The following is a 19603-nucleotide window of genomic DNA, read 5'->3' on the forward strand; positions in this document are numbered from 1 at the left end:
CCCATGCAATGTTAAACTAATACTATAAGCCGATACCATCCCGACCGAAGGAGTGATTTCGATGACGAAATGCATCATTTTTGATTTTGACGGTACCCTTTCTGATTCTATTCAAATATTTATAAAGGCATACAATGATTTTGCCGAAAAAGAGGGCTATAATCAAGTTTCAATTGAAGAACTTGATGATTTAAAAAAAATGAGCATTCCTGAGCGCTGCCGCCATTTAAATTTCCCAATGCGCAGCATCCCATTTGCGGCTCCGAAGCTATACCGCTTTATACGTGAATCAAAGGCCTCTCTTCCGCTGTTCCCAGGCATTAAACAAATGCTTGATGAATTAAGCAGCCGCGGCATTCACATTGCGATCATTTCATCAAATGCATCAGATATTATTAACCACTGCTTAAAATCAAATGGAATTCATTACATTCATGATATCTTTTCTTCTAAGTACATCTTCAGTAAAGATAAAATGATCAAAAAATTATTGAAGCAGTACAATTATTCACGGGAAGAGGTTTTTTATGTAGGCGATGAGCAGCGTGATATTGATGCCTGCATGAAAAGCGGACTGCGGGCCGTCTGGGCGTCGTGGGGATACGACCATGAATCTCTCATTTCCGGCGAAGCGTCCAAAGCGGCTGTTCCAGACGACATTGTTGATTTTGCGCTGCGGACATAAAAAAAGTGCGGATCTTTAGTCCGCACTTTTTTAATGAACTGAACTTGCGGTGCTCTGCTTTCTCCCTCTTGCCCAGTGGATGCAGATCAGAAGCGTAACACCGATAATGACAGCTCCAAAAATATAAGGAAGCCCCATATTTACGTCAAAAAGGGTACCTGCAAGAGCCGGCCCAATCATATTGCCAATGCTCATGTAGGCGTTGTTCATACCGGCTGCAAACCCCTGCTCGCTTCCTGCCATTTTTGAAATGGTTGTGTTAATGGATGGACGCAGCAGGGAAGCAGCGGTAAAAAACACCGCTGAAATAAGTAAAATGGACGAGAAGCCGGTTGCAAATAAAATACCAAGCATTGAAACCGCTGCAACTACAAGCATCGTATTCATAACGCGAACTTCCCCAAATCGTTCCAGCACACGGTCAAGCACAAACGCCTGGACAACCACACCAATCAAGCCGCCGATTACCATTAAAATTGAAATGTCTGACGGGCTAAAGCCGAACTTTTCGTCGGTAAATAAGCTGATGGTAGATTGATAATTAGCCAGTCCAAAGGAGAGTGTAAACATCATAACAAGCAAAATAAAATAAGGCTTTTTCAAAGAAAGCGCAAGCTGTTTCACAAGCGGATCCCGTTTTTTTACAATAGCTTGTACATGTTCTTTCGCTGGTTCACTCAAGAAAAAAGTGGAGATCAGCGCTGCCAGTGCCGCTACCGTACCGGCAATCATAAAAGGCGCCCGGAGCCCGAATGCTGCCAGGAAGCCGCCGACACCCGGTCCCACTACAAATCCAAATGACATGGCCGCTCCAAGGCGCCCCATCCCTTTTGCCCGCGTTTCAACTGTTGTAATATCCGCCACAAATGCCATCATCGACGGAATCATAAAAGCGCCTCCGATACCGCCAATCACACGGGATGCATATAAAAGAGCAAGGTGATTAGAAAACGCGAATAAGAATTGGGCGGCAGAAAACAGCAGAAGACCAAAAATAATAGATTTCTTCCGTCCGTATCGGTCTGATAAGTCTCCAGCCAGCGGTGAAAATAAAAACTGGGCAAACGCAAACGTTGCAATTAAAAATCCAAACGTTTTTCCGCCGGCCCCAAATTCATGAATAATAGTTGGCATGATCGGAATCACCAGGCCAATTCCTGTCATGACGATAAACATATTCATCATTAAAATCAGCAGTGGAAACTGCTGAATATCTTGTCTTGACATGTACATCCTTCTTTCTTGTCTTAATAAATCGTTTTAGGCATTCTGCTGACTGCCTGTTCAAGCTCTTCAGCCATCGCTTTCATATGCGGCAGGCTTTTTAAATTAAAAAGCATCCCTGTTAGAACGGCGGCACGCGGGTTTACTTCAAGTAATTCTTTTTCTAAAAGCGCGATCGAGTCGAGTGCAAAAGAAGCATCCTGTTCCCCTTCAGCCAGGGCTTTCAGTTTTTTTATAAAATAAAGGGGATGAACACTTTCTGAATACAAACCGTCTTCCTTATCAGACCCGGAGGCTTTAAAAAACGGCTCCTGTTTGTTCTGAAGCATCCACAAGGCTGAGGCGTTCAACTGCTGAAATAAATGCCGGGCAAGGCGGTCAAAATCGTGCTGGACGTCTTGTTCAATAATTTCTCCTAAGTACGATATCATCATTCCCTTTATGGAAGTGTTCAAATCTGGTGCATATGGAATGATTTCTTCTCCGTAGATAGCAGCTATCTGTCCCTCTGTCCGCTTTCTCAGCTGAATACTTTCCTGGCGGACAAAATCGTGTAAAGATGAATCTTCAAGGCCGCGTATTTCTTTTAGCTGCATCATAAAAAATTCCTGAAAGGCATAATAATGCCGCGCTCGAATGGCCATCTCCCGGATAAAATGTTCTTCATGGCTGTCTGACTCGTTTTTCGCCGCTGCAATTTGATCGTGCAGCACCTGATAGTAATACTCGAATATATCGGATAACAGCTCTTCTTTTGATTTAAAGTACGTGTATAAACTTCCCTTTGACAGCCCGCATACATCCGCAATCTGCTGCATGGACGTTTGATGAAAGCTCGTTGTTGAAAAGAGCCTCATCGCCGTCAGCAGGATTTTTCTTTTTTTTCCATTCATTTTCTACACCAACCGAACAGTTTTTTAATTGACCGCGAAGTCAATCTTAACATAGGATGTCCCAAAACACACGAAAAATGTTTCGTAAAACGAAATAAATATCAAAAAGATACCCGGACGGTTTGTCCGGGTATCGGGTCACTGCCTGCCTGACTTCAGCAAGTCACGTATTTCCGTTAAAAGCTCTTCTTCTTTTGTTAAAGAAGGCAGTGCTTCTTCTTCTTTTTTTTCTTTTGTGTAAAGCTTATTAAATAATTTAACAAACAAAAAAATGGAAAATGAAATAATAACAAAATCCACAACAGTTTGAATGAAAATACCGTATTTCACCTCAGCCTTGCCAAATGTAAAAGACAAGCCTGAAAAGTCGATTCCGCCAACTAAAAGTCCAACAAGCGGCATGATCACATCAGCCACAAGCGAAGAAACAATTTTACCAAAAGCGGCTCCGAGGATCACCCCGACGGCTAAATCCATCACGTTGCCCCGCATCGCAAATGATTTAAATTCCTTCAGCATGGTCCTCCCTCCTTTCTGCTTCACTGTTTTATATCCTGCAAACAGGCATAAAAAACATTTTAGCAGAAAAGAAGCTTATTTTTCAGCAAGATCGTCTTTTTTCATTTTTTCCCTTCTATTCCATCTTTGCTCGGACTTGAAAAGCTTAATAAATAATGTAATAAAAAAAACTGGGACTGCATAAACCAATACATACAGAAAACCGGCCAGCCATTGCATATTCCCGCCCCCTCTGTTGATTGACTTTCAGTTTTTATATTATATAAGGTTTTTCTGTTTTATTGCAATCTGATTTGAATTTTGCACATAGTTAAATAAACATATTACGAAACTTAAAAAGCTTCACGCTGTGAAGGCGTGAAGCTTTTTAGTTAGGCTTCTTCTTTTTCCGTTACAAGAAGCTGTTCTACAGCGCCTTGTTCCTTTTCGTCTACAACAAAGGAACCATTTGAATAACGGTCCACTTTTTTCAAGCCATGGACAGCCACTTTTACATCCGGTCCTTTTTTCGTCCGTACATAATAGTCCCGGTCTTCATCAAGCTTTGCTGCACCGACAATACGGTGTGGATTTGTTTTCAACTCACGAAGCAGCACGACGCCGCGCTTGGCACGCGTTGTCTGCTCGAATTGATCGAGCCCGCCCCGTTTTGCCGATCCGCGGTTTGTAACGGCGATAAACGAAGTTTCGTCTCCGCTGTCCGATACAATAACCGCAACGGTATAATCTTCGTCTTTTAAGCTGATTCCTTTTACGCCGGCTGCACGCGGTCCAACCACAGGTACTTCTTCTTCTGGAAACCGCAGGCCATAGCCGTAATGCGTAATCATTAAAATGTCACCGCTGCCGTCTGTAAGTGCCGCTGCACACACTTCATCGTCACCCTTGACATTCATAGCCGTCAACGCCCGTGAATAGCGCTGTACGCTCAGCTGCGAAAGCTCTGTACGCTTAATCATGCCATCTTTTGTGGCCAGCAGCACATATCGCTCGGCAGCAAAATCGCGTACAGGAAAAGCCGCCACAATCGATTCATCCTTAAAGCCGCTGACCATACCCGATGCATGCTGGCCGGCGTCTTTCCAGCGAATATCCGGCAGCTCGTGTACCGGTAAATACAAGTAGCTGCCTTTATTTGTGAAAACGAGCAGCACATCTGTTGTATTCATTTCGCGCTTAAATAACAGCCCGTCCGATTCTTTCATGGCCGGAAGCCCGCCAGAAGCGGAATATGAGCGCGTACCGGTCCGTTTAATGTATCCTTCCCGCGTAACAGAAACGATTACATCCTCACTTGGGATCATCGCTTTTTGATCGATTTTAATTTCCTGGATCTCTGCTTCGATCACCGTGCGGCGCTCGGTCGCATAGATTTTCTTCATGTCTTTCAATTCACGCTTAATAACCGATTCAAGCTTTTTCGCACTTCCTAAAATGGCTTCCAGCTGCTTGATCGTTTTTTCAAGCTCAACCGACTCTTTTTGAAGCGCCGTAATGTCTGTGTTGGTTAAGCGGTAAAGCTGTAATGTCACAATTGCTTCAGCCTGCGGCTCCGTAAATTCAAATTGATCCATCAAGCGGTGTTTAGCATCCTGTTTATCTTTTGAAGAACGAATGCAGGCAATTACTTCGTCCAAAATAGACAGTGCTTTGATCAGCCCCGCTACGATATGGTGGCGGGCTTTTGCTCTCTCTAAATCATAAGCTGACCGGTTGGTTACCACTTCTTTTCTATGTTCAATATAAGCATCCAGCAGGCGGTGCAGCCCCATCAAAACAGGACGCTTATTCGCGATTGCAACCATGTTAAAGTTATACGAAATCTGCAGGTCCGTCGCTTTAAATAAATAATTTAGAATCAGCTCTGCATCGGCTTCTTTTTTCAAATCAATCACGACCCGCAGTCCGGTCCGGTCAGTCTCATCCCGAACCTCGGCGATACTGTCGAGCTTTCGATCGATACGTAAATCATCCATTTTCTTTACAAGTGATGCTTTGTTTACTTCATATGGTATTTCTGTAATGACAATCCGCTGACGTCCTCCACGCATATCTTCAATTTCCGTTTTGGCGCGGACAATCATTTTTCCTTTTCCGGTTTTATACGCTTTTTCAATGCCGTCTACCCCTTGAATGATACCGCCGGTTGGAAAATCCGGACCCGGAAGAACAGTCATTAACTCCTCCACTGTGCAATCCGGTTTTTCCATTCGCATAATCACAGCGTCAATCACTTCATCAAGGCGGTGAGGAGGAATTTCCGTGGCATATCCTGCTGAGATCCCTGTTGATCCATTCACAAGCAGATTTGGAAATCTTGCCGGCAGCACAACCGGCTCACTGGTTGTTTCATCGAAGTTTGGAATAAAATCAACGGTTCTTTTCTCAATGTCTGTCAGCAATTCACCGGCAATCGCTGACAGTCTTGTTTCCGTATATCGCATCGCCGCAGGCGGATCTCCATCGACTGATCCGTTGTTGCCATGCATTTCAATGAGCGGTGTCCGCATTTTCCAGCTTTGGCTCAAGCGGACCATTGCATCATACACCGATGTATCACCATGAGGGTGATAATTACCGATTACGTTCCCGACCGTTTTGGCGGCTTTCCGGAACGGCTTTTGGTGTGTATTCCCCTCTGTATGCATAGAAAACAAAATACGGCGCTGTACCGGTTTGAGTCCATCCCGTGCATCCGGAAGCGCCCGTTCTTGAATAATGTATTTACTATACCGCCCGAATCGGTCGCCAATGACGTCCTCAAGCGGCAAATCTTGAATGTGTTCACTTTCCAATTCGTTATTCCTCCCTGTTGCCAGCCAGCTGCTCATTTTCTAAAAGCGCGGCTTCCTCTTCCAATCCGAACGCCACGTTGGATTCGATCCATTTTCTGCGCGGCTCTACTTTATCCCCCATCAGGACGGTTACACGACGCTCCGCCCGTGCGGCATCATCAATGGTTACCCGGATCAGCGTTCTTGTTTCAGGGTTCATCGTTGTTTCCCATAGCTGGTCGGCATTCATCTCACCAAGACCCTTGTAACGCTGAATGGTGGTTCCTTTGCCCATTTTTTTGAGCAGCGCATCAAGTTCACGCTCAGTCCACACATATTCTGTTACTTCTTTTTTTCCGGTTCCTTTTGATACTTTAAAAAGCGGGGGCATAGCAATATACACCTTACCGCTGTCAATGAGCGGCTTCATATACCGGTAGAAAAACGTAAGCAGCAGCACTTGGATATGAGCGCCGTCTGTATCGGCGTCTGTCATTATCACAACTTTATCATAATTGGCATCATCTACGGCAAAGTCCGGGCCAACACCGGCGCCGATTGCATGGATAATAGTATTGATTTCCTCGTTTTTAAAAATATCTGCGAGCTTTGCTTTTTCTGTGTTAATGACTTTTCCGCGAAGCGGCAGCACTGCTTGAAACTTGCGGTCGCGTCCTTGCTTTGCAGAGCCGCCGGCCGAGTCTCCTTCAACCAGGTACAGCTCATTACGCTCTGGATTGCGCGACTGGGCCGGCGTCAGCTTTCCGGACAGCACCGATTCCCCTTTTTTGCGCTTTTTGCCGTTCCGGGCATCTTCCCGGGCTTTACGGGCAGCTTCTCTCGCTTGAGCCGCTTTGATCGCTTTTTTGATCAGAAGTGCACTTACATCCTGGTTTTCTTCAAGAAAATACAGCATTTTCTCAGATACGACTTGATCGACTGCTGAGCGGGCTTCTCCGGTTCCAAGCTTTCCTTTTGTCTGCCCTTCAAACTGGAGAAGATGCTCAGGGACACGCACTGATACGATGGCCGTCAGCCCTTCTCGAATATCCGTTCCTTCAAGGTTTTTATCTTTTTCCTTCAGCAGCCCGTTCTTACGCGCATATTCATTAAATGTACGCGTCATAGCTGCCCGCGCACCCGCTTCATGCGTACCGCCGTCTTTCGTGCGCACGTTGTTGACAAACGACAGCACATTCTCAGAAAAACCATCGTTAAACTGAAAAGCGAATTCTGCTTCGATCTCGTTCTGTGTTCCTTCAAACGACACAACTGGATGAAGCGCGTCTTTTTCTTCATTTAAGTATTTGACAAACTCTTCAATGCCGTTCTCAAAAAAGTATTCTTCTTTTTGTTCACGGTCTTTTCGCTTGTCTTCTAACGTAATTTTCAAGCCTTTCAACAAAAATGCTGACTCTCTTAACCGTTCGCTCAGCGTGTCAAATTGAAAAACGGTCGTTGAAAAAATCGTTTCATCCGGCTTGAAATGAATTTGTGTACCGGTTGATTTTGTTTTCCCTTTTTTCTCAAGTGTTGTGACTGGACGGCCGCCTTTTTCAAAACGCTGCTCGAATTGAAAGCCATCCCGCCAAATTGTAACCGTGAGCGACTCAGACAGGGCGTTGACAACCGAAGCCCCTACCCCATGCAGGCCGCCGCTTGTTTTATAGCCGCCTTGTCCAAATTTTCCGCCTGCGTGAAGCACGGTTAAAATCACTTCCGTTGTCGGCTTGCCCGTGCGGTGCATGCCTGTTGGCATTCCACGCCCGTAGTCACGCACACTGATTGAATTGTCTTTATGGATCGTAACGTTAATCTCGGTTCCATGTCCGCCAAGCGCTTCATCAACCGAGTTGTCAACGATTTCATACACCAAATGGTGAAGCCCACGGCTGTCTGTCGACCCTATATACATTCCAGGGCGCTTTCGAACCGCTTCAAGTCCCTCAAGAACCTGGATGGAGTCTTCATTGTAAGTTGATTGTTTTGTTGCATCCGCCATGAACTAAATCTCCTCTCTTTCCAACACCCGTACATAAAACGTATGTTCTTAACTATCATATCATAAAAAGCGGCGGTTCACCAATCTCTTTGCTGATTCCGTTTTAAAGAGTACGTTACTTTTCCTTGAGAATCAACCGAAATAATTTTACCGCCGCCCTAACCCTCGTGGTAAAATGAATGAGAATGTCATGCACATGATTATACAACACAAAAAGGGAGAATGAGAAATTGATTCCAGCACTTGTACTTATTATCGCCTACTTACTGGGCTCGATTCCTTCCGGTTTAATTGCAGGAAAAGCGTTTTTCGGCATAGATATACGGGAGCATGGAAGCGGGAATTTGGGCGCAACCAATTCGTTTCGCGTTCTCGGAAAAAAAGCCGGCGCTTTTGTGACAGCAGCAGATATTTTAAAAGGAACAGCCGCTGCCTCTATTCCGATTATTTTTGATGATACAGGGGTTCATGCCCTTTTGGCCGGCCTTGCCGCAGTGATCGGACACATCCTTCCCGTATTTGCCGGATTTCGCGGCGGCAAAGCAGTCGCCACATCAGCTGGTGTGCTCCTTGCATACGAACCGCTTTTTTTTCTGCTTTTAATTGCGATCTTTTTAGTTGTTCTGCTGACCACAAAGTACGTGTCTGTCGCATCCGTAACCGCTGCTGTAGCTGCCTTTATTTATGCGGTCATCCATACTTTTTATACGCAGGACATTCCGTTTTTAGCGGTTGTGACCGCTCTGGCTTTTTTTGTTGTTTACCGGCACCGGGCAAACATGACACGCCTTCGCAACGGGACAGAGCCTAAAATTCCATTAGGCGGGCGCAAATAAAAAACGGCTTGACTGTTGAGGTCAAGCCGTTTTTTGCAGAAATAATTCAAAAACAGCGAACTATTTTGAGTCCTTCTCTTTCCATGCTACACTATGAAAAAAGAATGGAGTGGTAACAGTGAACATCGATATAACAAATAAAGCCTTAAAATGGTTTAAAGAAGAAATGCAGGCGGCAGAGGGAGATACCGTCCGCTTTTATGTAAGGTACGGCGGCTCAAGCCCTCTTCATGAAGGTTTCTCACTTGGCATGACAAAAGACGAGCCACTTGAACCAGCCGTAACCGTTTCCCATGAAGGTGTGACCTATTTTGTTGAAGAAAAAGATGTCTGGTACTTTGACGGCCATCATTTAAAAGTCACTTATGATGAGAAGCTGCAGGAGCCTGCTTTTGAGTACATAAATGATTCAGCTAAAGATTAAACCGTTTAATATGATCAAACAGTTTTTCATTTCTTAAGATAACCAGCTGCTTTTCGCCAAGCAGATCGAAATGAGGCCGGGATGGATTTCGCATATCGATCCATTCCGGTTTTAATCCGTACTGCCTCCCCCATTCCGCCAATTTCTCAGCATCTGCACAGCCTGCTTTTGTTACGGTCCGGCAATCCGGGAACCGCTCATCCTTCCAATAATGGGTTAAAAAGGCCACTTTGCCCCGTTCAATTTCCTCTTTCCACTTTTTCACTTCTTCCCGTTTTACTCCAAATGCCATTATTTTTCCTTCTTTTCTTTTTCATACACTTCATGCCACTCGGGAAAAGCTTTTTTAAATTTGACCGGGCGGAATGTTTCCTTGTCTACGACGGTATGTACGCTTGAGCCGATTACACAAACATCGCCTGCTTCGTTCACAATTTCGTAGCCGTATGTAGTGCGAATGCCTGTATGTGATTGGATCCATGTTCGAACAAGCGCCCTCTCTCCGTAACGAAACGGCCGCTTATAGGAAAGCTGGATATCGGTTACCGGGGAAACAAATCCGGCTCTTTCCATATCGGCGTAATGAAAGCCTAAATCTTTAATGAGCTGGGTTCGTCCAATTTCAAACCAAACAACATACTGGCCATGATACACAACCTGCATGGCATCGGTTTCCGCATATCGAACTTCTACTTGCGCTTCTGAAATAAACAAAATCAAAACTCCTTTAATAAAATCAAATTCTTTACCTATTTTACCATGTTTTGAACGGACGTTTATTCATTTTGCTTTTACGGGTACAGACAAAGAACGGATGAAAGAGGATGATTGGTTAATTGCATTTTTAAAGCAGAAAGAGAAAAACATGATATCCCTTTAAAAAAAACCCACAAGTACAGGTAGCAATCCTTACGATAAAGAAGCATAGATCAAGTGGGTGCCCTGCTTTAACATGAATTTGAGTAGATCAGCCTGACCTTCGTCGGTCACTGTATCCATTTGAGCAATACTTCTCCAGCCGAGAAGCATCGAAGCATTTTAATGATTGCCCATATGAACACTATTTTCCAAAAAGATGAAGCAGACAGGCGGCTCTTTAAAGTGATCGCCTCTCCTTCCTCTAAAGCTTTGATTAAAGACACGGCGGAAGGGAAAAATACATCCTGGCAGCAGAATGCGAGTACCCTTGCGAAGCATCGGCTGTATGTTTCCAGTAAAAGTGCCTATGCCGGCGTCGGGCCTGAGCTTGCCCGGAGTTGAAGAAATCGCTCGTAAAGTGATTAAGCCCCAGCAGTTAAGCGATCATTCAAACGGGCTGTCTGTCGATAGCGGATTAATTGAAGGCAGAACGTCCGCCAATGAAAAAACGGTGGTTTCCGCCCGGCTTTTAAAAGAAGTAAAAGAAACCGGCAAGCACATTTGTACTGGATATTGACGATGAGTATACAGGCGGCGCCTCAGACGCTTCTTTCGCTGCCGATAAGGACATTCCAGCAGCCAATAAAATGGCGCCTGTCGGTGAATTTTCACACGGTGAAACTGTTGAATATACCTTGACCGATTCACTGGTAGAGCAGACTGCTTTACTTGTATAAACGATTGAACGATTATTTTAAACTGACGGAGGATACCCATATGACAATAGATCACATTTGGAAAAATCAAAAAAACCATCTGCACAAGCAGCGCGCTCACGGATCAAAAGGAATGACAGCGAGCGCTACCGAAGAATCGTCCCTTATTGGCGTAGATGTGTTAGCGAAAGGCGGGAACGCCATGGATGCCCTGGTGGCTATGCAGTTCGCTTTGGCCGTATCTGAACCGTTTAACACAGGGCTTGCAGCCAGCGGCTTTATTCTTTATTACGATGCCGAAACGAAAAAAACGTCCGTTGTAAACGGACACTCGATTTCGCCGAAAGAAGCGCATAAAAATGTTTTCGTAGATGAGCATCAGGATGTGATTCCATTTTTAAAGCGCTCCACCCCTGGTACGGCTGTAGCGGTTCCCGGCATTTTAAGAGGAATAGAAAAAGCGTTAAATGAATTTGGAACCATGTCCTGGCAGGATGTAATTGCCCCAGCCGTTGATTTGTCCGAAAAAGGAGTCCGTGTGAATTCAACCTGGAATACAGGGCTGCAGCGCTTCAGCGACCGGCTTGGAGAGAAAGCGAAAGACTTTTTTTATCCAAACGGCGTGCCGCTTACTGAAGGGGAAATTGTCGTGAACGAAGACTTAACGAAAACACTTAAAATTCTGCAAGAGCACGGAGCAGATGCTTTTTACCAAGGGGAAATTGCCGATAAAATTGTCCAAACCGTTCAAGAGTTTGACGGTTTTATGGAAAAAGACGACTTGGCCGCTTATGAAGCAACTGTGTCTGAAGCGATCACCGGTACTTATAAGGGTTATACGGTTACGGTTCCTGCTCCGCCAAATGGCGGCGGCTTTGCTCTTCTTTATATGCTTAAACTGCTTGAAAAGCTGGATATCGGCCAATATGGCCTTCGTTCGTGGGAAAAATATTATCTTCTTGCTGAAGTGATGCGCATTATGACGGCTGATAAGCTTGCGTTCATGGGTGATCCTGCTTTTTACGATATCCCATTAAACGGCCTGTTAACAGAGGAATATTTAGAGGAGCGGTTGAAGCTGGTAAACTTTAAATTCCGGAATGAAGATGTAACGGAGGGCAATCCGTGGCCGTATGATGACAAAGAACCCCATCATAAAAACGCCAGCACGACAGATCCCGGACCGGATACCACTCATTTTATTGCTGTAGATGAAAAAGGCAACATCGCTGCCTGTACTTCTTCGTTAGAGCACTTCTTCGGCTCTGGTATTATGGTGCCCGGCTGCGGATTTTTATTAAATAATGATATGACTGATTTTGATCCGGATCCAGCCGGTTTAAATTCCGTTGAACCTGGCAAATATCCGGTCAGCATGAAGACGCCGACGATTGTTTTTAAGGACGGCGAACCGATTTTAACACTTGGCTCACCCGGCGGGCCAACCATTCCAGCATCCGTTTTACAGACGATGATCCATGTGCTTGATTTTGGCCTTGATTTAAAAGAAGCGATTGAAGAACCCCGCATTTATAACGGTACAGGACCGCTTATTTGGCAGGAAGAAGGCATCCCGGAAGAAGCAAAACAGACGCTTGAGAGCATGAACTATCAGTTTGATTCCATTGCACTGTCCATAGGAAACGTTCAAGCAATTTTACTAAACCCCAAGACCGGTGAACGCATTGGCAGCAGTGATTCCTCTCGTCCAGGAATTCCCGCTTCCCAGGACCCTGAATAAAAGAATTTCCGGCGTATCAGCCGGAAATTTTTTTTGTGGCAAGAAAACAGCCCAAATGCCTAGCGCAGCCGGTTTGCACCATACTTTTTCTTATCTATACTTGTCCGGCTACCTGGGCAGATTCAAATGTAGCCATTTCCTTAAGCATTAAAACCGCTGATTGAAGAATCGGAAAAGCTACAGCGGCACCTGACCCTTCTCCCAGTCTCATTTGAAAGTCAAGAAGCGGTTCTTTTCCTAACAATTCAAGAATAGCGGAATGGCCGGGTTCAACCGAGCGGTGAGCCATGATCATATAATCCTTTACACTGTTTGATATTTTCGATGCAGCAAGTGCTGCCGTCGATGCAATAAAACCATCTACAAGAATCGGCGTTCTATTCGCTGCGGAAGCAAGCATTGCCCCTGTCATACCGCAGATCTCCAATCCCCCTACTTTCGCTAATACGTCAATTGGATCTTCTGCATTCGGCTTCCTTCTTTCAAGTGCCAGGCGGATCACCTGTTTCTTATGCTCTCTTTTGTTTTCTTCAATTCCGGTACCTGCACCTGTCAGCTTTTCGATGCTGATCCCGCTGAGAGCGGCGGTAACCGCACTGCTTGCTGTTGTATTACCGATCCCCATTTCTCCAAGGATCAGACATTTAACGCCGCTGTGGATCATTGCTTCTGCCTGCTGATAGCCTGTTTCGATTGCTTTGACCGCTTCATCCCGGCTCATCGCGCTTTCATTTAAAAAGTTAGCCGTGCCGCATTTGATCTTCTTGTTTATCAGCTTCTCCTCTTCTATATCTCCTGCCATCCCGATATCTACTACACACATTTTGGCTCCAATGGATTTACTGAAAACATTGATAGCCGCTCCTCCATTTAAAAAATTGCGTACCATTTGCATCGTCACTTCCTGTGGAAAAGCAGAAACCCCTTCAGATACGACTCCATGATCGGCCGCAAATACAATCACACCCGGCGGTGAAACAACAGGAAACGTTTCTCCCATCATTTTAGCCAGCTCAACAGCCAGTTCTTCCAGCCTGCCGAGGCTGTTTTTCGGTTTGGTCAGCGTATCTACATGCTGCTGAGCCAATTCTCCCGCTCTTTCGTCCAAGCTTGGTATATGTACAGTCATTGCCTTGCTTTCCATCGATTCAAAAACATCCTTTCTCCTTTTTATCTGTATGCTGCTCCAACAAAAATCCTCTAAGAGCCGGAAACAGCATTGCAATATTTATTTTACAGTTTATGGTGGAGATCAATAAAAAAGCCGGTTCCTGATTGGAACCGGCCGCATTCAAATATTAGTTGCCTGCTTTAACACTTTGCAATTTGCCGCGAAGGACCATCTGCAAAATACCGCCATGACGGTAGTAGTCAACATCTACTTCAGAATCAAAACGAACAAGCGCTTCAAATTCTGTTTTCTTGCCTTCTTTATTTGTAGCTGTTACTTTAACGATTTCGCGTGGTTTTACACTGTCTGTAATCGCCACTTCGAATGTTTCTTCTCCTGTTAAGCCAAGAGTATCGGCATTCTCGCCTTTTTTGAATTGAAGCGGAAGCACACCCATCATGACAAGGTTGGAACGGTGAATACGCTCATAGCTTTCTGCGATAACTGTTTTTACGCCAAGAAGGTTTGTACCTTTTGCTGCCCAGTCACGTGAAGAGCCCATGCCGTAGTCTTTGCCTGCCAATACAACAAGCCCTGTTCCCTGCTCCTGATACTTCATGCAAGCATCATAAATCGGCATTACTTCGCCTGTCGGCCAGAATGTTGTGTATCCGCCTTCTGTGCCTGGAGCAATCTGGTTGCGAATACGGATGTTCGCAAATGTACCGCGCATCATGACTTCATGGTTTCCACGGCGTGAACCGTAAGAGTTGAAGTTGCGAGGCTCTACGCCTTTTTCACGCAAGTATTTGCCTGCTGGTGTATCTTTACCGATTGCACCCGCTGGTGAAATGTGATCCGTTGTAACGGAGTCACCGAATTTACCCATCACGCGAAGGCCGGCAAGTGCCTGGATCGGCTCTGGATTTGGTGAAAGATTTTCAAAGAATGTTGGGTTCGCAATGTATGTGGATTCAGAATCCCAGCTGTAAAGAGCATCATCGTTCGTTTGGATTTGATTCCATTTTGCATTGCTGTTAAATACTTGATCGTATTCTTTGCGGAACAATTCAGGTGTTACAGTGCGTTGTACCGCTTCTTTTACTTCTGCTGTACCCGGCCAAATGTCTTTAAAGAATACATCTTGTCCGTCTTTTCCTTGGCCAATCGGATCTTTTTGAAGATCGATGTTTACGTTGCCTGCAAGCGCATAAGCCACAACAAGCGGCGGAGACGCAAGGTAGTTTCCTTTTACAAGCGGGTGAATACGTCCTTCAAAGTTACGGTTTCCTGAAAGAACAGACGTGACAAGAAGGTCGGAATCAATAATCGCTTTTTCAATTTCTTCTTTCATTGGACCTGAGTTTCCGATACATGTTGTGCAGCCATAGCCGACAACGTTGAAGCCTATTTTCTCCATGTATGGAAGAAGGCCGGAATCACGCAGGTAGCCTGTTACAACTTTTGAACCTGGCGCCAATGAAGTTTTTACATACTTCGGCACTTCAAGACCAAGTTCAACCGCTTTTTTCGCAACTAGACCTGCTGCCAGAAGAACATATGGGTTTGATGTATTTGTACAAGATGTGATCGCTGCAATACCGATCGCCCCTGTTTTCATTTCTGCTGTTGTGCCATCTGCAAATGTAACGGCTGCTGTACGGTCAAGCTCTTCTTTTGTTAAGCCAAAACCATGGTTGCCTTGCGGCGCACTTACAGCTTCCTGGAATGATTTTTGCATTTGAGAAAGCGGAATTAAGTCCTGCGGACGTTTTGGTCCAGACAAGTTTGGCTCAATTTGGGCCAAGTCCAGCTCTACTACTTGTGTGTAAACAGGATCTTCGCTCGCTGGCGTAAAGAACATGTCGTTTTCTTTCAAGTACTGCTCAACGACTTGAATGTGTGCTTCATCACGTCCAGTTAAACGCATGTAATCAAGCGCTTCTGAATCCACTGGGAAGAATCCGCATGTTGCACCGTATTCTGGCGCCATGTTTGCAATCGTTGCACGATCCGCAAGCGGAAGCGTAGCAACACCTGCACCGAAGAATTCAACGAACTTACCAACTACGCCTGTTTGACGAAGCACTTGTGTTACTTTTAGTGCAAGGTCTGTCGCTGTAGCGCCGTCTGGAAGCTCACCTGTTAGTTTCACACCCACAACTTCAGGAATTGGGAAGTAAGATGGCTGTCCAAGCATGCCTGCTTCGGCTTCAATTCCCCCAACACCCCAGCCAAGTACACCGATACCGTTGATCATCGTTGTATGCGAGTCAGTTCCAACCAATGAATCAGGGTATGTTTCAAATTCACCGTTTGCTCCTTCTACCGCATGAACAACGCTTGCGAGATACTCAAGGTTTACCTGGTGGACGATACCAGTTGCCGGCGGAACCGCACGGTAGTTATCAAATGCTTTTTGAGCCCAGCTTAAAAACTCATAACGTTCTGCGTTACGATCAAACTCAAGCTCCATATTGCGCTCAAGTGCTTCTTGTGTACCGTAAGCATCTACTTGAACAGAGTGGTCGATAACAAGGTCAACTGGAATTTCTGGATTGATCACTTGTGGATCGCCGCCGATATCTGCCATTGCTTTACGAAGGGATGCCAGGTCAACAACAACCGGTACACCTGTAAAGTCCTGCAGGATAACGCGGGATGGCTTAAATGGAACTTCCGCTTCTGCATCCGCATCTGCGCCCCATTTAGCCAGGTTTTCAACGTGTTCTTTTGTAATGACATAACCATCAAATTGACGAAGAACAGATTCAAGTAATACTTTAATTGAGTAAGGAAGACGGGATACGTTTCCGATACCTGCTTCCTGAAGTGCTGCCAGACGGTAGTAGTTATAGCGCTTACCGTTCAAGTCAAAGCTCGCACGGGCGTTAAAAACATCAGTAGTCGCCATTTTGGTTCCCCCTCTTAACTAGTTGAATATGTACTAAAACGATTGGAAAATAATTTTTTTATTTTTTCTAATTTTCCACCCCTTTTATCTTAGTACATTCATTAACATAAGTAAATAAAAAGAAATTTATCGCTTCCGATAAGAAAAACAAATCACTTAAAAAATAACTTTTGTCTAGTCCTTTTAAAGTATCCCCTATCCAGCCGCGTTTTTTCAAGAAACAAATAGTCATATTTCCAGTCGAGCTCAGGCATATACATATTCATTCCCTAAATGGTGCTCATTACCCAACGCTGATGGTCTGCATTCGCTGTCCGGTCGAGTGTTTTCACATTGTTTTGCTTTTTTATTTTCCAGAATAATTCCCGGAGTTTTATTTCGAACTTATCAATCTCATACAGTTTGCATGTATAATGAGGCCGGGCAAGCTCTTCTGCCAGCTTTTCACCTTCTACTTTAATCCTTCTTCATACTCACTGGGAAGAACGAAAAAACATGTGTCATCATCCCTGTTTCTCCCGGTTCACTTAACATATCACTATTACCCCATTTTTGTTTGGTTAAACTGGCAGCTGTTTCTGAATACCGCGTTTTGAAAAAAGGGCCTGCGGGTAAAATTAGTTATACGCAGGCGCCCAAGCGGCAGCTTCTGTAAGAAGGAGGATTTTCGTATGTATACTAGCAATGTAAATAAAAAACAAAAAAGCGGCGGACTTGGCTATCTTTTAATGGGGGCAGGAGCCGCAGCATGGTGGCTGTCCAAAGAAGAAAATCGTTCCAAAGTGGACAGCTTGATTTCCCAGGCGAAGCGAAAGTTAAGCAGCTCTCCGTCTTCTAACGAATCATCTCCGATTCAAAAAGCAGGCGATTCACACTCAATTGACGTCCCTGATCATAAAATGGTTGGAGAAGGATCCCAATTTGCTGTTGATTACTACAACAAAAAACAAAAATGAGCAGTTTAATTTGTTTCATTTCAATGAAAAGAGCTGATTTGCCGACGTTCCTGCGAGGGTAGATTATTTTTTGCTTTCTAGTCTCCCCCACTGTTCCCCCAGTACTTCGGGGGAACAGTGGGGGAGACTTTAAATTTAGGACAGACGTTCTAAAAAGGTTCTTATCTAACACCTTTTTATTTTTCTTCTATGGATTTCTTGACCAATCTTCGCGGCTTTTTAATGTACCCAGTTTCAGATCATGCTTTTCCGCTAATGCCGCAAACGTGATTTGATTGTTTTCCATTCTGATCTGATATTATCCCAGTTCGTCACTGCACATCACCACTTGTTTTTAGGCAAAGAAAAAAGCATCCCGCAGGCTGCTTCCTTCCACTCTGTATCAGCTAATTACATCCTCGAACACTACTTTTAGATAGTCATCAAACTTATGGTCATTAAAGAATCCACCTTCGTGACATACCCAATTACCTTCGGATACTAAGGGAGATATAATATCAATTCGCTGTCGGTCTTCCCCAATAATCTTAAAAACCTCAATAGAGTTTTTATCTCTTTTGAACCCAAGAACATGCCCCTGGATTCTTATTTCCGAGAAAAGTTCATCTTCTGGATAATCACTATATACTTGGATATCTCCATAAGTTGCTGGTATAAAGTCCTCTACACTTTCACCAAACTTCTCGACGCGATCATTGATAAAAGCTACAGCACGATCTGTTAACTCTTTTCTTTTTACATCATTTGCATACTGCTCTCTTAAACTCGCTACGAATCGACTTTCAAAACTCATACAGACACCTCCCTTAGTTTATTATCTATTTCGACAAAAGGAGATATTTTCCTGCATCAAACATATCTAATTCGGTGAAATAGTTGCTCAGGCGAGGTGATCTCTTGGAAACAAAACAGGAGATCGATTTAAGCGTGGTTTACAACATTAGCGTATCCTGGTATTAAACGCGGCCGTTGCGACAACGCTTACTTTAAGAGTTCCATCAAAATATGGCCTTTCTTTGAATCCCCTAACTGTAGCATGAAGAAACTAATTAAACCCGGCCAACTGGCAGGGTTTAATAATAGCTGCAATTTAATTGAGGCATTTTATAGCTTTTTAAAAAGGCATTTTACACTTATCTCTCACAAAATTCTCTTTCCATCATTTTCAGCTTTCTTTTCATCTCTCGAATATCTTCTTTCATCTCTCGAAGATCATCTTCCATCCGTTTAAGCTCGTCTTCCATCCGTTCACGCCGGCTTCTCCGGTCGCGGTTACTGCAATTAGAGCACATATCATACTCTCCTTTCATTTTTTATTGTCTTACACCATTAGAATATGAAAAAATGCTAGACATGCTTGGGAGATTATCCACAATTTAAGTTATAAGTAAAAGAAAAAAGAGGACTGACTAAAAACTTGCAAAAATCGCATTTAAGCACAAAAAAGATTTAGTCCTAAAATCAAATCCCGAAAAGCAAACTGGGTTGCCCTTCACTTCTGCATGCCGGCTTTTATGCTTGAAAACGGTTGGCCGCCAGTAAAACTGTAGCGCTATTTAATGTTGATTATGCTTTTGCGGAAGGGCGTCTTGCACTACGGGAGATTCCTCAATCAATTCGTCTTCAGACTACAGTAACTTTGCCTGATCTATATCTTTATAATCAATAGTGACATTTAAACATAATGGTGCTTGGCACCCTATCCCCCTTCAAAAATGAAAACTTTGAAGATAGAGGTATGTTGCTTCAGACAAATAATTCATCATAATTTATACAAAATAATTAAGTATACCTCCGAATAATAAAGTGTTGTTTTTAAACCGGAAAGATACCTAACAAAGATTAAACTTGCAAACAGTGGTAAGATTAAGATTGAGGATTTATCCTATGGACAAAATTTCTAAAAGTGGCTTGGAGGAAAGGTGTCACCTTTTGTCTAAAAATAGATTT

Annotated in this window: 19 protein-coding genes; 7 read left to right on the top strand and 12 right to left on the bottom strand. The window is 44.2% G+C overall.

Going from position 1 to position 19603, the window contains the following annotated elements; genetic code table 11:
* Positions 1-61: 61 nt before the first annotated feature.
* Entirely contained in the window at positions 62-685 is a 624-nt protein-coding gene (locus RRU94_RS17460; protein ID WP_251272357.1) for an HAD hydrolase-like protein, read from the top strand.
* A gap of 30 nt (positions 686-715) precedes the next feature.
* Here the strand turns inward: RRU94_RS17460 and RRU94_RS17465 are convergent, their stop codons facing one another.
* From RRU94_RS17465 to parE, 6 genes are all read right to left on the bottom strand, one after another.
* Positions 716-1912, bottom strand: coding sequence for an MFS transporter (locus tag RRU94_RS17465; protein WP_315692131.1), 1197 nt, complete (start codon positions 1910-1912; stop codon positions 716-718).
* 20 nt (positions 1913-1932) lie between these two features.
* Positions 1933-2802, bottom strand: coding sequence for a TetR/AcrR family transcriptional regulator (locus RRU94_RS17470; protein ID WP_315692132.1), 870 nt, complete (start codon positions 2800-2802; stop codon positions 1933-1935).
* Positions 2803-2940: 138 nt separating this feature from the next.
* Entirely contained in the window at positions 2941-3321 is a 381-nt protein-coding gene (gene mscL / locus RRU94_RS17475; RefSeq protein ID WP_242232974.1) for a large conductance mechanosensitive channel protein MscL, read from the bottom strand.
* Between the two features lie 75 nt (positions 3322-3396).
* Positions 3397-3540 carry a hypothetical protein gene (locus RRU94_RS17480; RefSeq protein ID WP_315692133.1) on the bottom strand — a complete coding sequence of 48 codons (144 nt, stop codon included), beginning with the start codon at positions 3538-3540 and terminating at the stop codon, positions 3397-3399.
* A 152-nt stretch (positions 3541-3692) separates the two neighbouring features.
* Positions 3693-6116 (bottom strand): DNA topoisomerase IV subunit A, encoded by a 2424-nt coding sequence (parC, locus tag RRU94_RS17485; protein WP_315692134.1) that lies wholly within the window; start codon positions 6114-6116, stop codon positions 3693-3695.
* A gap of 4 nt (positions 6117-6120) precedes the next feature.
* Entirely contained in the window at positions 6121-8097 is a 1977-nt protein-coding gene (gene parE / locus RRU94_RS17490; RefSeq protein WP_315692135.1) for a DNA topoisomerase IV subunit B, read from the bottom strand.
* Between the two features lie 233 nt (positions 8098-8330).
* Between parE and plsY the strand changes: the two genes are divergently transcribed.
* Together plsY and RRU94_RS17500 are read left to right on the top strand one after the other, a co-directional pair.
* Positions 8331-8933 (top strand): glycerol-3-phosphate 1-O-acyltransferase PlsY, encoded by a 603-nt coding sequence (plsY, locus tag RRU94_RS17495; RefSeq protein ID WP_315696030.1) that lies wholly within the window; start codon positions 8331-8333, stop codon positions 8931-8933.
* Between the two features lie 118 nt (positions 8934-9051).
* A complete protein-coding gene (locus RRU94_RS17500) occupies positions 9052-9357 on the top strand; it encodes a HesB/YadR/YfhF family protein (protein ID WP_315692136.1) in 306 nt (101 codons plus the stop codon).
* Here RRU94_RS17500 and RRU94_RS17505 read toward each other — a convergent pair.
* A complete protein-coding gene (locus RRU94_RS17505; RefSeq protein WP_315692137.1) occupies positions 9347-9649 on the bottom strand; it encodes a hypothetical protein in 303 nt (100 codons plus the stop codon). The two genes, RRU94_RS17500 and RRU94_RS17505, sit on opposite strands and share 11 nt — an antisense overlap.
* The gene (locus RRU94_RS17510; RefSeq protein ID WP_315692138.1) at positions 9649-10071 is read right to left on the bottom strand and encodes an acyl-CoA thioesterase; all 423 of its coding nucleotides are present in this window, start codon (positions 10069-10071) and stop codon (positions 9649-9651) included. Before RRU94_RS17510 ends, RRU94_RS17505 begins: the two co-directional genes overlap by 1 nt.
* 339 nt (positions 10072-10410) lie before the next feature.
* Between RRU94_RS17510 and RRU94_RS17515 the strand changes: the two genes are divergently transcribed.
* From RRU94_RS17515 to ggt, 3 genes are all read left to right on the top strand, one after another.
* Positions 10411-10617, top strand: coding sequence for a hypothetical protein (locus RRU94_RS17515; protein WP_315692139.1), 207 nt, complete (start codon positions 10411-10413; stop codon positions 10615-10617).
* A complete protein-coding gene (locus RRU94_RS17520; RefSeq protein ID WP_315692140.1) occupies positions 10604-10792 on the top strand; it encodes a hypothetical protein in 189 nt (62 codons plus the stop codon). The genes RRU94_RS17515 and RRU94_RS17520 overlap by 14 nt, the downstream gene beginning before the upstream one ends.
* 200 nt (positions 10793-10992) lie before the next feature.
* Complete coding sequence (gene ggt / locus RRU94_RS17525) at positions 10993-12672, top strand: gamma-glutamyltransferase (protein WP_315692141.1); 1680 nt, start codon at positions 10993-10995, stop codon at positions 12670-12672.
* A 94-nt stretch (positions 12673-12766) separates the two neighbouring features.
* Here the strand turns inward: ggt and cobT are convergent, their stop codons facing one another.
* Positions 12767-13801, bottom strand: coding sequence for a nicotinate-nucleotide--dimethylbenzimidazole phosphoribosyltransferase (gene cobT, locus RRU94_RS17530; protein WP_315696033.1), 1035 nt, complete (start codon positions 13799-13801; stop codon positions 12767-12769).
* A 169-nt stretch (positions 13802-13970) separates the two neighbouring features.
* Positions 13971-16697 (bottom strand): aconitate hydratase AcnA, encoded by a 2727-nt coding sequence (gene acnA / locus RRU94_RS17535; protein ID WP_315692142.1) that lies wholly within the window; start codon positions 16695-16697, stop codon positions 13971-13973.
* 671 nt (positions 16698-17368) lie between these two features.
* On the opposite strand from acnA, the gene RRU94_RS17540 reads away from it, so the two are divergent.
* Entirely contained in the window at positions 17369-17653 is a 285-nt protein-coding gene (locus RRU94_RS17540) for a hypothetical protein (protein ID WP_315692143.1), read from the top strand.
* 382 nt (positions 17654-18035) lie between these two features.
* Here RRU94_RS17540 and RRU94_RS17545 read toward each other — a convergent pair whose 3' ends face one another.
* A complete protein-coding gene (locus RRU94_RS17545; protein WP_315692144.1) occupies positions 18036-18446 on the bottom strand; it encodes a hypothetical protein in 411 nt (136 codons plus the stop codon).
* Between the two features lie 340 nt (positions 18447-18786).
* The gene (locus RRU94_RS17550) at positions 18787-18945 is read right to left on the bottom strand and encodes a hypothetical protein (RefSeq protein ID WP_242232988.1); all 159 of its coding nucleotides are present in this window, start codon (positions 18943-18945) and stop codon (positions 18787-18789) included.
* Positions 18946-19603 lie beyond the last annotated feature (658 nt).

Source organism: Domibacillus sp. DTU_2020_1001157_1_SI_ALB_TIR_016 (assembly GCF_032341995.1).
Lineage (GTDB): Bacteria > Bacillota > Bacilli > Bacillales > Domibacillaceae > Domibacillus > Domibacillus indicus_A.